The 15876-nt window shown below is 57.7% G+C and carries 15 protein-coding genes; 3 read left to right on the top strand and 12 right to left on the bottom strand.

Going from position 1 to position 15876, the window contains the following annotated elements; all coding sequences use genetic code 11:
• Nucleotide 1: 1 nt before the first annotated feature.
• Nucleotides 2–1291, bottom strand: a complete 1290-nt coding sequence (locus H2O65_RS01175) for a nucleotide sugar dehydrogenase (RefSeq protein ID WP_182141808.1) — start codon at nucleotides 1289–1291, stop codon at nucleotides 2–4.
• Nucleotides 1292–1412: 121 nt separating this feature from the next.
• On the opposite strand from H2O65_RS01175, the gene wecB (H2O65_RS01170) reads away from it, so the two are divergent.
• Complete coding sequence (wecB, locus tag H2O65_RS01170) at nucleotides 1413–2594, top strand: non-hydrolyzing UDP-N-acetylglucosamine 2-epimerase (RefSeq protein WP_182141807.1); 1182 nt, start codon at nucleotides 1413–1415, stop codon at nucleotides 2592–2594.
• 247 nt (nucleotides 2595–2841) lie between these two features.
• Here the strand turns inward: wecB (H2O65_RS01170) and H2O65_RS01165 are convergent, their stop codons facing one another.
• The gene (locus tag H2O65_RS01165) at nucleotides 2842–3204 is read right to left on the bottom strand and encodes a CrcB family protein (protein ID WP_182141806.1); all 363 of its coding nucleotides are present in this window, start codon (nucleotides 3202–3204) and stop codon (nucleotides 2842–2844) included.
• Complete coding sequence (locus H2O65_RS01160) at nucleotides 3201–3638, bottom strand: CrcB family protein (protein ID WP_182141805.1); 438 nt, start codon at nucleotides 3636–3638, stop codon at nucleotides 3201–3203. Before H2O65_RS01160 ends, H2O65_RS01165 begins: the two co-directional genes overlap by 4 nt.
• 139 nt (nucleotides 3639–3777) lie before the next feature.
• Between H2O65_RS01160 and H2O65_RS01155 the strand changes: the two genes are divergently transcribed.
• Nucleotides 3778–4755, top strand: coding sequence for a glycosyltransferase (locus H2O65_RS01155; RefSeq protein WP_182141804.1), 978 nt, complete (start codon nucleotides 3778–3780; stop codon nucleotides 4753–4755).
• Nucleotides 4756–4908: 153 nt separating this feature from the next.
• Here H2O65_RS01155 and H2O65_RS01150 read toward each other — a convergent pair whose 3' ends face one another.
• On the bottom strand, nucleotides 4909–6168 hold the full coding sequence (locus H2O65_RS01150; RefSeq protein ID WP_182141803.1) for a glycosyltransferase: 1260 nt from the start codon (nucleotides 6166–6168) through the stop codon (nucleotides 4909–4911).
• A gap of 105 nt (nucleotides 6169–6273) precedes the next feature.
• Between H2O65_RS01150 and wecB (H2O65_RS01145) the strand changes: the two genes are divergently transcribed.
• Nucleotides 6274–7335 carry a non-hydrolyzing UDP-N-acetylglucosamine 2-epimerase gene (gene wecB / locus H2O65_RS01145; protein WP_259349544.1) on the top strand — a complete coding sequence of 354 codons (1062 nt, stop codon included), beginning with the start codon at nucleotides 6274–6276 and terminating at the stop codon, nucleotides 7333–7335.
• A 34-nt stretch (nucleotides 7336–7369) separates the two neighbouring features.
• Here the strand turns inward: wecB (H2O65_RS01145) and H2O65_RS01140 are convergent, their stop codons facing one another.
• From H2O65_RS01140 to H2O65_RS01105, 8 genes are all read right to left on the bottom strand, one after another.
• Nucleotides 7370–8446, bottom strand: coding sequence for a D-glucuronyl C5-epimerase family protein (locus H2O65_RS01140; protein WP_182141801.1), 1077 nt, complete (start codon nucleotides 8444–8446; stop codon nucleotides 7370–7372).
• Nucleotides 8447–8615: 169 nt separating this feature from the next.
• The gene (gene crcB, locus H2O65_RS01135; RefSeq protein WP_259349543.1) at nucleotides 8616–8978 is read right to left on the bottom strand and encodes a fluoride efflux transporter CrcB; all 363 of its coding nucleotides are present in this window, start codon (nucleotides 8976–8978) and stop codon (nucleotides 8616–8618) included.
• The gene (locus H2O65_RS01130; RefSeq protein ID WP_182141800.1) at nucleotides 8975–9409 is read right to left on the bottom strand and encodes a CrcB family protein; all 435 of its coding nucleotides are present in this window, start codon (nucleotides 9407–9409) and stop codon (nucleotides 8975–8977) included. Before H2O65_RS01130 ends, crcB begins: the two co-directional genes overlap by 4 nt.
• Before the next feature lie 46 nt (nucleotides 9410–9455).
• Nucleotides 9456–11027, bottom strand: coding sequence for a sulfatase-like hydrolase/transferase (locus H2O65_RS01125; RefSeq protein WP_182141799.1), 1572 nt, complete (start codon nucleotides 11025–11027; stop codon nucleotides 9456–9458).
• Between the two features lie 57 nt (nucleotides 11028–11084).
• Nucleotides 11085–12182 (bottom strand): glycosyltransferase family 4 protein, encoded by a 1098-nt coding sequence (locus H2O65_RS01120; protein ID WP_182141798.1) that lies wholly within the window; start codon nucleotides 12180–12182, stop codon nucleotides 11085–11087.
• Nucleotides 12179–13444: a glycosyltransferase family 4 protein gene (locus tag H2O65_RS01115; protein WP_182141797.1), complete on the bottom strand. Its 1266-nt coding sequence runs from the start codon at nucleotides 13442–13444 to the stop codon at nucleotides 12179–12181. Before H2O65_RS01115 ends, H2O65_RS01120 begins: the two co-directional genes overlap by 4 nt.
• Nucleotides 13445–13538: 94 nt before the next feature.
• A complete protein-coding gene (locus H2O65_RS01110) occupies nucleotides 13539–14642 on the bottom strand; it encodes a glycosyltransferase family 2 protein (protein ID WP_182141796.1) in 1104 nt (367 codons plus the stop codon).
• On the bottom strand, nucleotides 14635–15822 hold the full coding sequence (locus H2O65_RS01105) for a hypothetical protein (RefSeq protein ID WP_182141795.1): 1188 nt from the start codon (nucleotides 15820–15822) through the stop codon (nucleotides 14635–14637). The genes H2O65_RS01110 and H2O65_RS01105 overlap by 8 nt, the downstream gene beginning before the upstream one ends.
• Nucleotides 15823–15876 lie beyond the last annotated feature (54 nt).

The raw sequence follows: 15876 nt of genomic DNA, 5'->3' as shown, positions 1-15876 counted from the left end.
TCTACTCCCCGATAACTAGCCGGGGCGTTCCCACCCAGTTGTCTGGGTTGGTGATGCGACGCCCGTCAAACAGAAGCTTGATGCCGGGGAAGTCCCGTGGGGAAAGGTTCGCATAGCTCTTGTGGTCGGCCTGGACGATCACCACGTCAACGTCTTCGCCAACGTGGTAGGGATCCCAGCCAAAGGCGGCCAGTTCTTCGTCCTCGTACATGGGATCTTCAACCATCACATCGGCACCCTCACGTCGCAGTGCATCCACGGTCTCAAAGACGCCACTGAACGCGGTCTCTTTGACGCCGCCACGGTAGGAGGCACCCAGCACGGCAACCTTCTGGCCCTTCAAGGAACCAACCAGGTTCTTCACCTGGGACACCACGTAGTCGGGCATTGCCGCGTTGAACTGGCGCGCGGTCCGCACGATCGAAGCATCGGGATCCGTCGACAGGTAGAGGCGCGGGTAAACAGGAATGCAGTGACCACCAACCGCAATTCCTGGGCGGTGAATGTGGCTGTAGGGCTGGGAGTTGCAGGCGTCGATGACGCGGTTGACGTCAATGCCTTCTTTGTCTGCGTAAACGGCAAACTGGTTGGCCAAACCAATGTTGACATCGCGGTACGTGGTCTCAGCCAACTTGGCCATCTCCGCGGCCTCGGCGCTGCCCATGTCCCATACTCCATTTTCACGGGGCAGGTCGGGACGCTCATCAAAGGACAGCACCTGCTTGTAGAACTCAATGCCTGCCTTGGTTCCACGGTCCGACAGTCCGCCAACCAGTTTGGGGTACTTGCGCAGGTCGGCAAACACGCGACCGGTCAGGACACGTTCGGGGCTGAAGACGAGGTCGAAATCCACGCCCTCTTTCAAACCGGAGATCTGCTCAATCATGGGCTTCCAACGGTTGCGAGTCGTCCCCACGGGGAGGGTTGTCTCGTAGGAAACCAGAGTTCCGGGGGTGAGGTGGCCCGCAAGCGAAGCGGTAGCGGCATCCATCCAGCCAAAGTCGGGCTCCCAAGTCTCATCATTGACAAACAGGGGAACGACGAGGACGACAGCATCCGCACCAGGAATGGCTTCTGCGTAGTCGGTTGTGGCCCGCAGCCGTCCGGCAGGGACGAGGACGGAAAGCTTCTCCTGAAGGAAGTCCTCCCCGGGGAAGGGTTCAATACCTGCATTGACCAGATCAACCGTGTGCTGATTGACGTCAACACCCACCACTTCGCAGCCTGCGTCAGCAAACTGAACTGCCAGTGGCAAACCGATCTTTCCAAGAGCAACAACTGCTACGCGCATGAAGCATGCCTTTCATTCTGTGCAAGTATCCGCGGATGAACCAGGGCCAAGTCTACCTTTGGGCACTTGGCGCCAATCCTGCTTGTGACCAGATAAACCCGCTCTTGCCTATAATCACATCATGCGAGTTCTTTCCGTGGTCGGCGCACGCCCCCAGTTCGTCAAGTTGGCACCAATCGATAAGGCCTTCAAGAAAGCGGGCATCGAGCACGTCATTGTCCACACCGGCCAGCACTATGACCCGATGCTCTCTGATGTCTTCTTTGAGGACCTGGGGATCTCGGCACCTGCCGAACACCTAGGGGTTGGTTCGGGATCACACGGGAAGCAAACCGGTGCCATGATGGGCGCCCTCGACGACGTTTACGCGAAGCACAATCCCGACTGGGTGCTGGTGTATGGCGACACAAACTCAACGCTTGCAGCGGCGATCTGCGCGGCGAAGATGCATATTCCCCTGGCTCATCTTGAGGCAGGCCTACGCTCTTTCAACCGGCGCATGCCGGAAGAGCACAACCGCGTCCTCACCGACCACGCCTCTGACTTACTCCTCACCCCAACCACGGTTGGTGCCGACCACCTTGCCCATGAGGGAATTACCGAAGGTGTTGTCATCACGGGTGACGTGATGACGGATGTCCTCTACGAGACCCGCGACAAGGTGAAAGGCAAGAACTCCCCGTTCCAGGACAGCCTGGATCTGATGCCTGGCACCTATTCGGTCGCCACCATCCACCGTGCCGAAAACACGGACGACCCGGCCCGCCTAGAAGCGATCCTTGAGTCGCTGGGCAACGTGGACCATCCAGTGGTGATCCTTGCGCACCCACGACTCCTGGCCAAGGTTGAGGAACATGGGTTGACCCTTGCCCGCGGCAATCTCATTGCGCACGCGTCCATTCCCTACCCACAACTTGTTTCAGCCGTCATGAACTCCCGCGGCGTCATCACTGACTCGGGAGGACTGCAGAAGGAGGCGTTCCTGCTCGGCGCCCCCTGCACCACCGTGCGCCCGGAGACCGAGTGGGTTGAAACGGTGGAACTCGGCTGGAACGTCCTCGTTGAACCCGGCCCCGCCCTCACCGCGGCAGCAACGCGTCCCCGTCCCACCACTACCAACGCCGCGCCTTACGGGAACGGACATGCTGCCGACGCGGTGGTGGCGGCGCTGGTGGAGCGCGGGTTGGTTGACCTCCCAACGGATGAGCGCGGTCTCTGGGAGATCGACCTTCCACAGATTTCTCTGCCCGAGGGGCTCTCCTCGGAGATGCTGCTCAGCGATCAACGATCGGATCGATTGTAGTGCAGGGTGTTTACATCGACACCTCGGCACTTGTGAAGCTTTTCGTTCCAGAGGCAGAGTCAGTTCCTCTGCGCCGCTGGTCGAGCCAGCGACTCTCCGTACCTTGGATGCCATCCACATCGCGACAGCCACCAAGCTGTCGCCCGACGTACGCGGCATCATTACGTATGACAAACGCATGGTAGATGCTGCGATGAGCCAGGGACTTCAAGCCATAGCACCCGGCGCACTCGACTGAGACTCCCCGTCAACTGGTCAGAGCCGCCCCGCCCAGCGCAGCAAGCACGCTGATCACCAAGGTCCCTAAGCCGTAGAAGAGAGCAGTCCCCCACCGCCCGTCCTCAGCGAGCGACACTGTCTCGAGGCTGGCTGCTGAGAACGTCGTGTACCCGCCGAGCAGCCCAACCGTAAAGATCGGCCCCCACACCACACCAGTGAGCGGACCAGCGATGAGTCCGAGGACGAATGAGCCTGTGATGTTGATGAGCCAGGTGCCCCAGGGAAAGCGTGCTCTAGCCTTCGCGGGAATGGACATGTCGATGACAAACCTCAACGTCGCACCCAATCCTCCGGCGACGGCAACCAGAAGCGCGAGAAGCAGGCCGTTCATCGTGTTTCCCCCAGGACCCGACCGAGCCTGCGCGCACGCACAGCGCGCCTTCCCGCCAACACCCCGGCCACGCTGAGCAGTGCACCAACCAGAACTGTCCCTAACGAGTACACCAGCGCGCTCGTCCAGCGTCCATCACCTAGGTTGTGCGCAGTTTCAACCGCAAGCGTCGAGTATGTTGTGAAGCCTCCCATCACGCCGGTACCCAGAAACAGTCGCAGACGTAGTTCATTCCGTGTCGGCTCCCCTGCCCCCGTAATCCACCCCACCAAGAACGCCAGTATGAACGCACCGACAACGTTGATGATGAAGATGTCGAGGGCGAACCCAGAGACGCGAACAGATGCAACATCAATCAGGTAGCGCAGAAGAGTGCCGAGCGCACCACCACAGAACACCAGTGCCGCACCGGAGTACCGACGGTTGCTTCCCATGCTCCCACCTAACCTTCCACGCAGAGCCGACTTCTATAGTTTCTCTCGCCAGTCGCTCCCGCCCAACTGCCGCTAACCGGCAGACGCTGGTAGCGTCAGAACCGGCAATGCTCTTACACCCAACCGCACCTGGAGTGACATGTACAGCAACGACACCAAGGTACTTCATCTGGGCGATGTTGCATCAACTGGAACCAACCTGGTGCACACAGCTCGTGCCAACGGCCGCAGCTGGGCCCTGCGCAATCTCCCGGCCGCACCCTCACTCACGTCGCTTTCCGCTTGGGCTAGACGCGGCACCGATGCGCTCCGCTACCTGAGCGATGGAACCAAGCCGGAGGTACAGCACATTCACTACGGTCCTAACGGATACTACGGCTGGCTAAAAAATGCACCCTACGTGTTGCACCTCCACGGCACCGATCTGCGCCAAGACCTCCACCGCCCCCTGATAGGACACGTCGAACGTGCAGCCGTGAAGCACTCGGCACAACTTGTCGTAGCAACACCAGATCTACTTGAAGCCGCACAAGAGCTGGACTCCTCTGCAACTTATGTCCCCAACCCACTCCCGCCAGAAACGTACCGCCGCTCCATGCGGGCTCAGGAGAGTCCCAAAGCACGGACCGGTCGAGTCTTCTTCTCGGCACGCTGGGACGATTCCAAAGGCGGGGAAAGCCTGGTCGACCTCGCGGGAGACCTTGTGGCAGATGGAATCGAGGTCGTAGGGGTGGACTGGGGAACGCATGCCAAAAGCGCGAAGGAGGCGGGCGTGAAGATGCTCCCAAAGATGACTTCAGAGGATTTTGAAGGCACGCTGAAATCTGCTGATGTTGTCATCGGCCAGTTCTCCTTTGGCTCCCTGGGAATGTCAGACTTGCAGTGTCTCGCCCTCGGTCGCCCATTAGTTGGGTGGATTGATCCGGCTCTGGAAGTCGGGGTGCCGGGTCCTGGAACCCCAATTGCTAATGCACGTGAGCATGTCGAGGATCTGTTGAATCACCCGGAGCATGCTGAAAGTAGCTCACTGGAATGGCGTGACTGGGTGCTTGCGGAACGTTCACCTCAACGCGGCCTCCATGAGCTTGAGGAAATCTACAAGACAATTCTTACCTAGTTCGACCAATACTGAGCAGGAAATCTGCCGCCTTCTGCCCCACCCACCGAACAGATAACACCCATCCTGCCAGCCAGTCCCAGACCAGCCAATAAACAACTTACAGAAGGGCCGCTAATCCTCAAGTAAGCATGGGGCAAGTGGATACTCTTTTTAGAATAGTCTGCGTGCGCCTCGATGTTTCTTCGACTCTGCACCCATCATTTTGTCTACCAACCCACTCGTTAGATTGGTCGTATTTGCTAGCCGCATCCACTGCTGTCTTGGAGAGAAGCCGGAGCGTTCCTCTATCACCTTGAGCACCGCGACGGCTGCTTCCTTCGCGGTCGGATCCGCTGGAAGGAGGACACCTGATTCGCCATCTACCCCAAGTAGTTCCGCTACCCCACCAACATCGGTTGCGACGATGGGAATCCCATAGGACATGGCCTCCATGATGCTTACGGGTACGCCTTCACTTTCGCTCAGGTTCACGAACGCTGTAATCGGGGTGCTCTGGTAATACTCCAGGATGCTCAAGTTTGGAACGCGACCACGCAGGCCGACTGAAAGGCCGGGGTGATCATGCTTTGCGATCAGTGACTGTAAAGATGCAAAATCCGCTCCATCGCCAAAATGAACCCACTCAATCGGGCTGGTTAGCGCGGCCTCCCTGAGGCTCTCAAAGATCATTGGAACGCGCTTGAGAGGGATCACGTTGGAGCAACTCACGATGCGACTGAGCCCAGGTTGGGGCTCTGGACCCAGTCCGCGGTCAACCGTGCCGAGACGCTGCGTCACCACTTTGTGAGCCACACTTGGGTAGCGCTCAACCAGATACGAATGTCCGTGGTCAGAGATGGGGAGCACCAGGTCCACACTGTTGAATAGGCCTCGTCTAAACGGTATGTATCCCGTCATCTCCTCATAGAGGTCATAGCGATGCACGCGGACAACTGCTGACTTCGTCCTCCTACCCAGCAGTGCTAGTGGTAGTCCCCCATGGACACCCCAGAAGCCATAGGCATACACGTCTTCGAGCTTCAGCCCATGTCGTTTGAGGCCGACCTCCACCCTTTCAGCACCCCGAACAGCCCTGATTGCGGTGTTGAGCGCGACATTGAACTGAGATTTGCTGCGGATCACCCCGGCTTGAATTTCCGGGACCATCAGTGGCCGTAGCATGCGAAGAACCCGACTAGCGGTTGCAACCTTTCCAGTCGTCAGGGGTTCTGCCGGTCCTAGTGTTCCCATGTAGGTTACATTTGCGGGAAGTGGGACGGTGTCTTGTTCAGGAGTAGCGTGGCTCCAGACATAGATTCGGTCAAAAGCATCGGAGAGCTCACCAATCTCATTTGATATGAAGGCGTAGTCCCCGCTTGGAATCGGAAATTGGTTGGTGAGCAGTACCAGAACCCTTTCATTGGTCGCCATACTCCGAACTCCTCCAAACCCGTCGCAGTGTCAGATGTTCACCAAGAATACGTTGCACCCGTTCCTAGCACCTACCCTTACAATCGACACCCGCGAGTTCTTTCCGTGGTCGGCGCACGCCCTCAGTTCGTCAAATTGGCACCAATCGATAAGGCCTTCAAGAAAGCGGGAATCGAGCACGTCATCGTGCATACCGGTCAGCACTACGACCCGATGCTCTCTGATGTTTTCTTTGAGGACCTGGGGATCTCGGCACCAGCCGAACACCTGGGGGTTGGTTCGGGATCACACGGGAAACAAACGGGGGCAATGATGAGCGCCCTCGACGACGTCTATGCGAAGCACAATCCCGACTGGGTGCTGGTTTACGGGGACACGAACTCGACGCTCGCAGCGGCGATCTGTGCGGCGAAGATGCACATTCCCCTGGCTCATCTTGAGGCTGGCCTCCGCTCTTTCAACCGGCGTATGCCGGAGGAACACAACCGTGTTCTTACCGACCACGCCTCTGACCTTCTGCTCACACCAACAACGGTTGGCGCCGATCACCTTGCCCATGAGGGCATTACCGAGGGTGCTGTGATCACTGGTGACGTGATGACGGATGTCCTCTACGAGACCCGGGATAAAGTGAAGGGCAAGAACTCCCCATTCCAGGACAGCCTGGATCTGATGCCGGGCACCTACTCGGTTGCCACCATCCACCGTGCGGAAAACACGGATGACCCGGCCCACTTAGAAGCGATCCTTGAGTCGCTGGGCAACGTGGACCATCCAGTGGTGATCCTCGCCCACCCACGACTACTGGCCAAAGTTGAGGAACACGGCCTGACACTGGCTCGCGGGAACCTGATTGCCCACGCTTCCATCCCCTACCCACAACTTGTTTCAGCCGTCATGAACTCCCGCGGCGTCATCACTGACTCGGGAGGACTGCAGAAGGAAGCGTTCCTGCTCGGTGTACCTTGCACCACGGTGCGCCCAGAGACCGAATGGGTCGAAACAGTGGAACTCGGCTGGAACGTCCTCGTCGAACCCGGCCCCGCCCTCACCGCGGCAGCAACGCGTCCCCGTCCCGCGCCAACAGATGCGGCGCCTTACGGGAACGGACATGCTGCCGACGCGGTGGTGGCGGCGCTAAAGGAGCGTTGCTGCGCCACCTGCTAGATCGGGACCGAAATACCGGGTGGAGTTGCTCAGATCAACTGCCGCTCGCTGCGGCAGCATCTTCTTCCAATGTGTCTGCCATGTTTAGGAATGTGCGGTCGCCTGTCATGAGCGCGAGGTCCGTAAGTTGGTATGTTACCCCGCGATGATAGTTCTCCGGCCTCAGGTCGATATCCTTACAAACTTGACCCGCACAGTAGAAGGACCATTGATTCTCATATCTCCACTCAGAGAATGAGTCGCGAATCGTCGTCGCACCAGCGTCGAAGAGCGCTGCGGCCCGCTCGTTATCGAACTGAATGGCGTAATCAAATAGTCCCCACATCGCGTACATATGCCCATTGATCACGTGGCTGGCCGGGTAGTCAGGCTGTATGTACTCCTCGAACCACAGATTCCCGTCATCGATGTTTAAGAACATCCTGTCAGCAGGCGCATCCTGGGTAAACGAAGCAAATGTCTCGTCGGCCGCGACTTTCCATTTGTCTTCCCCTGTCGCCTCGTACATGCGCGTAAACACAGAGAGCGCCATGCCCTGAGCCATGCCCGAATACCATGGTGCCTGCAGGGGAATGACGCCGTGAAATACGTGGTCGAAGTCGTAGGGGAACCATCTGACACCATCGACAAGTTCTGAGTCGTCAAGCAGCTTCTGGGCGTTGAGTTCCGCTCTGTTTAGGTACTCGGGATCACCTGAAGTGAAGTAGGACTCTATGGCATACACGATGTACCAGGACAAACCTACTGGGTGCGTCACGAAGCCCTCGTGATCCGGCCATGGCTGCACGACTACGCCGTTCTCATCGTACTCGCGCCTTGGATCGTTAAGATCGGCTAGGTTATCCAGGCTCCTCCCGTAAGGACGAATGGCCAGCGGGGAAAGAGTGACACCAGACGTTGCCACCCCATCTGGGAGAGAAGCGGCAGCGACGTCTCCATATTGAAGCGATGTGGAGCTAGATTGCGCTGTAATTCTTGGTGCACGCTCCGTACCGTGGATTACCAAAACCACGAGAACTACGCTCACCAATACGACGACAGTTGCTGCGAGCAAGCGCCAGTACGTATCTGGCTTACTCTTGGATACCCGTGTGGCATGGCGTGGTGACATTCAATAATCTTGGCACATCCATTTGGAGGGAAGTGTCAGATTGCTTTGTCAGTTCTATAACACGTTTTTGTAGTGCCGGTTCGGTGTGAAGCGCAGGACTCTTTACGCGCGGCGAGCAGATGACCGCTGACACCAAGACCGTGGGGCTCGCGACTAGATCTCAAGTCGTCTAGACCGTCAGGGTGATTCCGCCCAGCGCAGCAAGCACGCTGATCACCAGGGTACCTAGCCCGTAGAAGAGAGCCGCCCCCCACCTCCCGTCTTCTGCGAGTGACACCGTCTCAAGGCTGGCTGCTGAAAAAGTCGTATATCCGCCGAGCAGCCCAACCGTAAAGATCGGTCCCCACACCGCACCAGTGAGCGGGCCCGCGACGAGTCCGAGGACGAATGAGCCAGTGATGTTGATAAGCCAAGTGCCCCAAGGAAAACTAGCTCTGGCCTTAGCGGGAATGGACATGTCAATTAGGAACCGCAACGCTGCGCCCAGTCCCCCGGCGACGGCAGCAAGAAATGCCAGTACCAGACTGCTCACGGTGCTTCCTTAGACACTCGACGAAGCCGTCGCGCTCGCACGGCACGTCTTCCTGCAAGTAACCCCGCCACGCTGAGCATTGCACCACCCAAGACTGTCCCAAGTGAGTACGCCAATGCTCCCAGCCAGCGTCCGTCGCTCAGGGAATGCGCGACTTCAACCGCAAGCGTCGAATAGGTCGTAAAACCGCCCATCATGCCGGTACCGAGAAGCAGACGAAGGCGCAGTTGCTTCCGGGTTGGTTCCCCCGCGCCAGTAATCCAGCCCACTAGGAACGCCAATAGAAACGCTCCAACCACGTTGATGATGAAGATGTCTAGGGCAAACCCAGCGACACGCGTTGGCGCAACATCAATCAGATAGCGCAGCAGTGTGCCGAGCGCACCACCGCAGAACACCAGCCAAATGCCGTGATATCTCTGGGTCGCCATTGCGTGCTACTCCGATATGGGCTTCTGGGGAATCATCGGGATAAGTTCACTGTTCGGGAGGCTGCGCGACCAGCGTGTCTAGACCCCAGAGCGCGTCATAGAAGTCTTGGGACCGTGAGCGGATGATGGTTTCATACTCGTCCGCATTCAACGAGCGCAGCGACTGGATGGGGATTCCGTGGTGGAAAGCTGAGACTCCCAAGCCTGCTTGTCCATCTTGCAACTGAAACCCAAGGGCATCCAGAATGGTTGGATACACACCCAGCTGATCCACAGTGGCTTCTTTGATCTCCAGTTCGGAAGGAACCGATATCCGGTTGAAGATAGTGCGGTTCTCTGTGGAGGTTAGCTCCTCAAAGTAGCTGTTGGCGGTGGCGGGAAACTTGAGGTGGTCACCCATGACGACTACCACCGTGTCGTCAAGGAACCCCTCATACTCAAGAAATGTAACGAAGTCAGCGACGACGTTCATTGAACAGGTGGTTACAGAGGTCGTGTCCAGATCGCTCACAGGCTCGCAGTACGGGAAGAGATGAGCAGGTTCGTGGCTGTCGAGGGTCAGCATCGTCAGGTTGAATGGTTCTCCTGACTCCCGAAGTGAGAGAATCTCGCTCTTAGCGTTCTCTAGCAGGCGGCGATCCGATAGTCCCCACCGCTCAGACTTCTCTACTTCGCCCTGGGCATCCCAGTGCTCAAGGTCCAAGACCTTGTCGTAACCATGGGTAGTAAGGAAAGACCCTTTTCCTGCAAATGCCGCACGCGCCCCACCTAGGTACACATTCTGGTAGCCATTCTCTGCGAGCACATCGCCAAGGCACTGCGCCCCGGCCATGTAGCTCTCTCCTTGGAACTTGTTGAGCACGCCTGCCTGGTCCGTAGTGTCAGTCGAGGTCACCCCACTGGCCGAGGACGATCGAAGTGGGACACCGCATTGGGTAGAGACGATCCCGGACATTGTCCATCCGCCACCGGGATACTGCTCCAGCGCGTCTATCGTGTCCCAGTTTTCGGTTGCCCGCGTCAAGTCAGCGAGCATGTCCACCCCAAAAAGACCCTCATCCTGGAATGTATCTTCAATCGACTCAAGGTAGATGAGGACGAGGTTGGGCTTGTCTCCACTGGGTTGTTCCAGGCGCTCGGGTTGCACGTAGTAGGCCCCGACATCCAGGGACGGATCGCTTGAGGCAATGTACTGGCGGACCTGTAGCGCCGAATCAATCGAGCCTGCTCCTGCGACCGGCATAGCTACGGCCAATACTGTCAACGCCGCGGCGAACCCGTGAGAGGAGAGCTTTTGGTTGACGTTCCTGCGTACGACGCGTCGGCGTAGGAAGTAGAACCCACCGCAAACCAGAGAGACCAGTGCCAAAGGAATTACCGCCGACGCGACTACGGCCTCTACGATCAGCTCACTCCCGCCGCCACCTTCTTGCCCCGCGCCGCGCAGATTCAACAGTGCTTGATCAGGGGTGATTGATCCGAACGTGCGAAGTGTCCATCGCGCCAGCCCAATAGCAACTGCCGAGAGGGCGACGACCACCCAAGCTAGCACCTGCAAACTGACCGATAATGCTCGGGGAAGACGGCGTGCCTCTTGCGGAGCACGAGGCTCAGGCATTCCGTCTGTCAAAGTTCATCTCCCTATTGCAATGGATCGATGTCGATACGCTTTTGATTAACCACCGTATAGGCCCACGTATGCCCGTGCCACCGTCTCTGCTGTGAATCTGCGCTCGACTGTGGCGGCTATCTCTGCAGCAGTAACACCACGGGTCTTGTCGCGGAGCCTAATGATCGCTTCGGCATAAGCCCCCGGCGTCTGCTCTGACACAATCTCGCTGAATGCCGGATCAGCGTATTCGGTGTGGCCCCCTTGGTCGCTAGCACAGATGGGCCTGCCACTCACGAGCGCTTCTGCGGCTGCAACAAAGAAGTTCTCCCCCTGGGTGGGAGCAAAGAAGATATCGGCACTAGCCAACTCTTCTTGTACCTGCTGGGGACTCAGTGCGCCAAGGAATTTCGCATCGACACCGAGGTCACTTGCGAGCCGAATAGCCTCACTCTTTTGTTCGTCTTCCCCGATCCAGCGGAGTGAGGCATCTACACCACGGTCTCGAAGCTCAGCCAGAGTGTGGACGGCGAGCAAAGGGTTTTTTCGCGGGATAACACCACCGGTTGAAACAAGCCTAATGGGCACTGACCCAGTCGGATCGCCTCCTTCATTTCGCCTCGGGACAAGTTGGTTCGGCGCTGGAACGATACAGGGGATCAGCTCCACTGTTCTGTTACCTCTAAACTGCCGGATCGGAGCTGCCAGTCGTTCACTCTCTGCAACGACCACGTCCGGAAGACGCAAGAGAGCCGCAAACCCTGGCCGGACAGTTCTCAAGAGCGCCGATGCAGACTCGGGAGAGCTAAGCGCAGACCAGTGTTCTGTGTGCACCCAAGGCACCGGAAAACGCGCTGCTGCTGCAACGGGAAGTGCGGAGATGGCGTGCGTGTTGACGACATCGACACCGACAACAGCCGCACGCAGAGGCGCGACGGCCTTCATGACGGAGAACGGGTTCGCCGGATTCATACCTATTCTGAGCACCTTGACTCCGCCCACGGTCTGCCGTGCTTGGGCGCCATCAGGCAAGTCGCGATCGAGGTGAATGACTCGTACCTCTTCGCCGATTCCATCCAAGGCGTCAACCTCGCGCTTTACGAACAACCCGGAGACAGGACGTGCCTGGGATGGATACCAGGGCGTAACAACCGCGATGATCACTTGACGAATCTCCCTACCTGCGGTGATGCGCCGCATTTCGCAGTTGAAAGGATGAAGTCGGCGGCTCGCGTGCCCATTGCCCGCATCGACTTGTTATCGATCACCCAGGAACGAAGGCGTTCAGGACTAAACAGCATCGCCGAACGAGGCGCAAGTCGAGTCATTGCGTCCGCTACCTTGATCGGGTCATAGTCGGTCACGATGCCAAGGCCAAGCGACTCAATGTCGGATGCCGCAGGCCCTGTTCCTGCAAATACGACTGGCTTACCGGAAGCAAGCGCCGCGAGAACCTTCGTCGGGTACGCAAAGTCATATCCTTGCCCAGGCACGATTGAAACCAGAGCACCCTCAGCACCCGCAAGGAGTTCAGCTACTCGCAATGGTGAGACAGGTGGAACCTGAATGATCACGTCTCTACCGTATGTTGCCTGGAGTTCGGCAGAGATCTTCTGAATCGAGTCCCATTCGGTTCCCTGACCCACAAATACCACTTGTAGCTTAGTTTCTGCGGAAGCGATGCTTCGCATTGCCTCTGCAAAGATGCTGGCCCCCTGCCACTCCGAGGCTGTACCTGCATAGATCAGGTAGGGGGAGACGATTCCCGACTCTGCTAACTCACCAGCCTCAAGTGGCTCCACACGAGTCGTGTAAACATCCGTGTCAATCCCATTTGGGATGACGCGAATGTTCTTTCCCCCCAGCTCCGCCACGCGCTTGCCGACCCCGTCACTGACAGCGATAATTCCAGCCGCTCCACGAATCGAAAACTTCTCAATAAAACGAAGCATGCTTACAACTGGTTTTGGAGCTCCGGTGATTTCAGTAGCATCCGACCAGATGTCAGCGGCGTACCAAACATATGGAACTCGTTTCAGCGCAGCAACGACACGGGTGACTGCGCCGGTTGTCGGAGGCGGCTCCACCAAGATCACATCGGGTCTACGCTCTGCAAGCAACCGGAAAAACAGTGGGATGTCGAATGACATGTAGGGCAGATAGCCTCGCACATAGCCTGTCTTATCCCTCAGTACAGGCCAGCGTTTGATCTGAGGCGACTCCGCGGTCAAGACCATCTCAGGAGTCAGAGCCGGCTCGGTTGTCAGAACAGTCACTTCAGCGCCTTCTTCGACGAGGGCTTCGTACACCGCCCCCAGCCGGAAGGATGCTGCGGCAGGTTCGGGGAGGAATATCCGACTGGTCATCACCACACGAAAATCTCGCGCCAGTGGCTTTCTGTTCGGGGCTGTCAAGTGTTCCTCCACTTCGTCCACCTCAAATGGTAATAGCTCCTCAACTTGTTGACTGCACACTAATCAACTTCCAGCATTGAATGCTCTTTCGAGTACTGCTTCATTCTCACCGCACTAGGGCCGACGACGCCATGAACCTCAGTGGTGCTTCCCGATTAAAAATCTGACTTAAGTCTCTGGGGATTAGGGCCGCCAATGTGTAAAATCGGCGGCGCGCCAAAGCCAAACGGCTTATGACGTGGTCAGGGGTTGTCGTGTCCAGCGCAGCGACCAGAAGGCTTCGATCTGCGATGGAGAGGGCCCTGTCAGCACGCGGAGCTCGCCGGAGGATCAGAGCCGTTGCTCTGGAAAGGGTTAGTCTGTCCTCAGCAGTCCAACAGTTCGCTGCTGCCCGATAGTATGCCGCACCAAAAATATGGATTCTCAAGTACTTTGTAGCCAATGCGTCTCGTTGGCCCAACGTTAGCCGTCGCGCCCAGCCATGTTCACCCCAGGCTCGATCAACATGGCTCAGTTCATCGTCAAGTGGTGCGAGCCTCATAGTGACACGGTCACCAGCATCCGCCCCAATCACGTACCCGGGTCCCATGGTTTGCGTAACCACCCTCCCAGAGGACCACAGCATGGTGGAGAGCCGCAGATCCCCACCGGAAGTTAGATCAGCATCCCAACGCAGATCGTGGGCCTCGAGGAACTCGCGCCTCATCAAGCCTAGCGGCGCACTGCGATAGTAGAGGCGGTCGCTGACTGCATCACGGAGCCCTTGATGAAAGGGGCGCACCGGCGGGGTCCTCACCACCACGCCCGTGTCGTGCATTAACCTGGTAATCACGGCGTCCGAGTCAGCGGCGACGCTTAACCAGTCGGCTACGGCCCCCGGCTGAAGGTAATCGTCTGACCCAAGCAGGCTCACCCATTCGCTAGTGGATCCTGCCGTCCCATAGTTGTAGGGGTTTGCAGGAGAGTGGGTCCCATCGTTGAGGCTAAGCCAACGCACTTGACTGGCATGCGCATGTGGAAGGACCGCACGCAACTCGTCCACTGCAATGTTGTGGGCAACCACAGTGACGCTAGCGGCGTTAGCGTTTCCATCGAGGACAGACGCTACTGCTCGCGCAAGAGGGCGCGCAGTCGAGTGACAGGCAATAATCACGTCGACCGTCGGGTGCTCTCTTTGAATTTGGTCGTCATAAGCTTGTGCATCAGACATCTGTTCTGTCTCCCAAGCTTGCTAGGACCTCGGAAAAACCAGAAAGAAGACTCTCCTCAATTCGAGGGTTCACGCGATCGAGACCAAAAGGCTCCAAGAACCCCGACACCTCGTACCCCCCCTCACGAAGCATTGCGCGTGTTGGTGCGTATCCGAATGGAGTATCAATACATCCGACCAACATAACCCATCGCGAGCCTAGAGCCGAGCGAGTCATCCTCCTCACCGGTACCGCGTACTCTGCAACCAGTTCTGCGCTGGCTGCGACGATTGCAAGGCTTTTCCCAAGCTTGATCGCTTGAAAGGACACGTTCTGCGGCGGCGACACAAACTGTTCACCATGAATGACTGTCCGTGAAGCCAAAGCGCTAGTCACCTCCACAACCTTGGGCCTTTCCGAGATCCTCAGCACTGTTGCTACAAAGCTCTCCAACCAATCGTCATACTGCTGGAGCGTAATATGCTGCCATGTCGGCGGTCTGCGCCTCTGAAGTCGGAGGAAGCGCCCAAGAATCCGACGAGGAGTATTCAGGACTGCCAGTGATCGCGGCCTAGTATCACCCGAGAAACCTTGGAAGTACACAATCGGAGTACCAGCTCCCCACTTAGTGCGCAACGCGGACCTCACCGCGCCAGGGAAGTGCGCTGAGACTGTGTCCCCCAGCGGGAATCCAACAGGGTGGCAGGCGTAATTCCACACTGCCGCACGAACCGTTCCCTCAAGGTCGCGAAGCTCTAGCATCAGAACTTGTTCGTTGGTAGTTCCACGCCAATCCGGGCGCATCACAACTGTCTCCGAGCCAGCAGCAAGCTCCTGTCTTGAGGCCTTCAGTCGACGACTTATGGAATGCTTGGCATGGCCGAAGCACACCGTCGTCGTCACAAACTGACAATTCTTTGGATCAAGAAGCTCAGCCATCGAAGTCTGGACGGGAGCGACGAGTGACGAAAGATGCTCTTCGTCGGGGACTCCCAATTCCGGTTTTGAGTGATCCGTCATCGGCGCAGAGTGCGTGTGAGAAGCCCCTATGAGGATGTTCTCGCGGGGCACCGGTGAAAGAGCAGAGACGATCAACTCCTCCAGCCAACTTCCGACATATAGCGTATCGACGCTTACGAGGACTACCTGGGGTCCTTGACCCCAAAGTGCCACCGCGTTGATCTCAATGGCATCGTTCACGCTCCAAGCCGAGGGTGTTCCCTGCGGGCAACCAAGTGCTACAGGTCGCGTTGG

It is taken from the genome of Schaalia sp. JY-X169 (assembly GCF_014069575.1).
Classification (GTDB): domain Bacteria; phylum Actinomycetota; class Actinomycetes; order Actinomycetales; family Actinomycetaceae; genus Scrofimicrobium.
The sequence above is the reverse complement of the archived record's forward strand: the minus strand, read 5'-3'. Positions and strand labels throughout refer to the sequence as shown.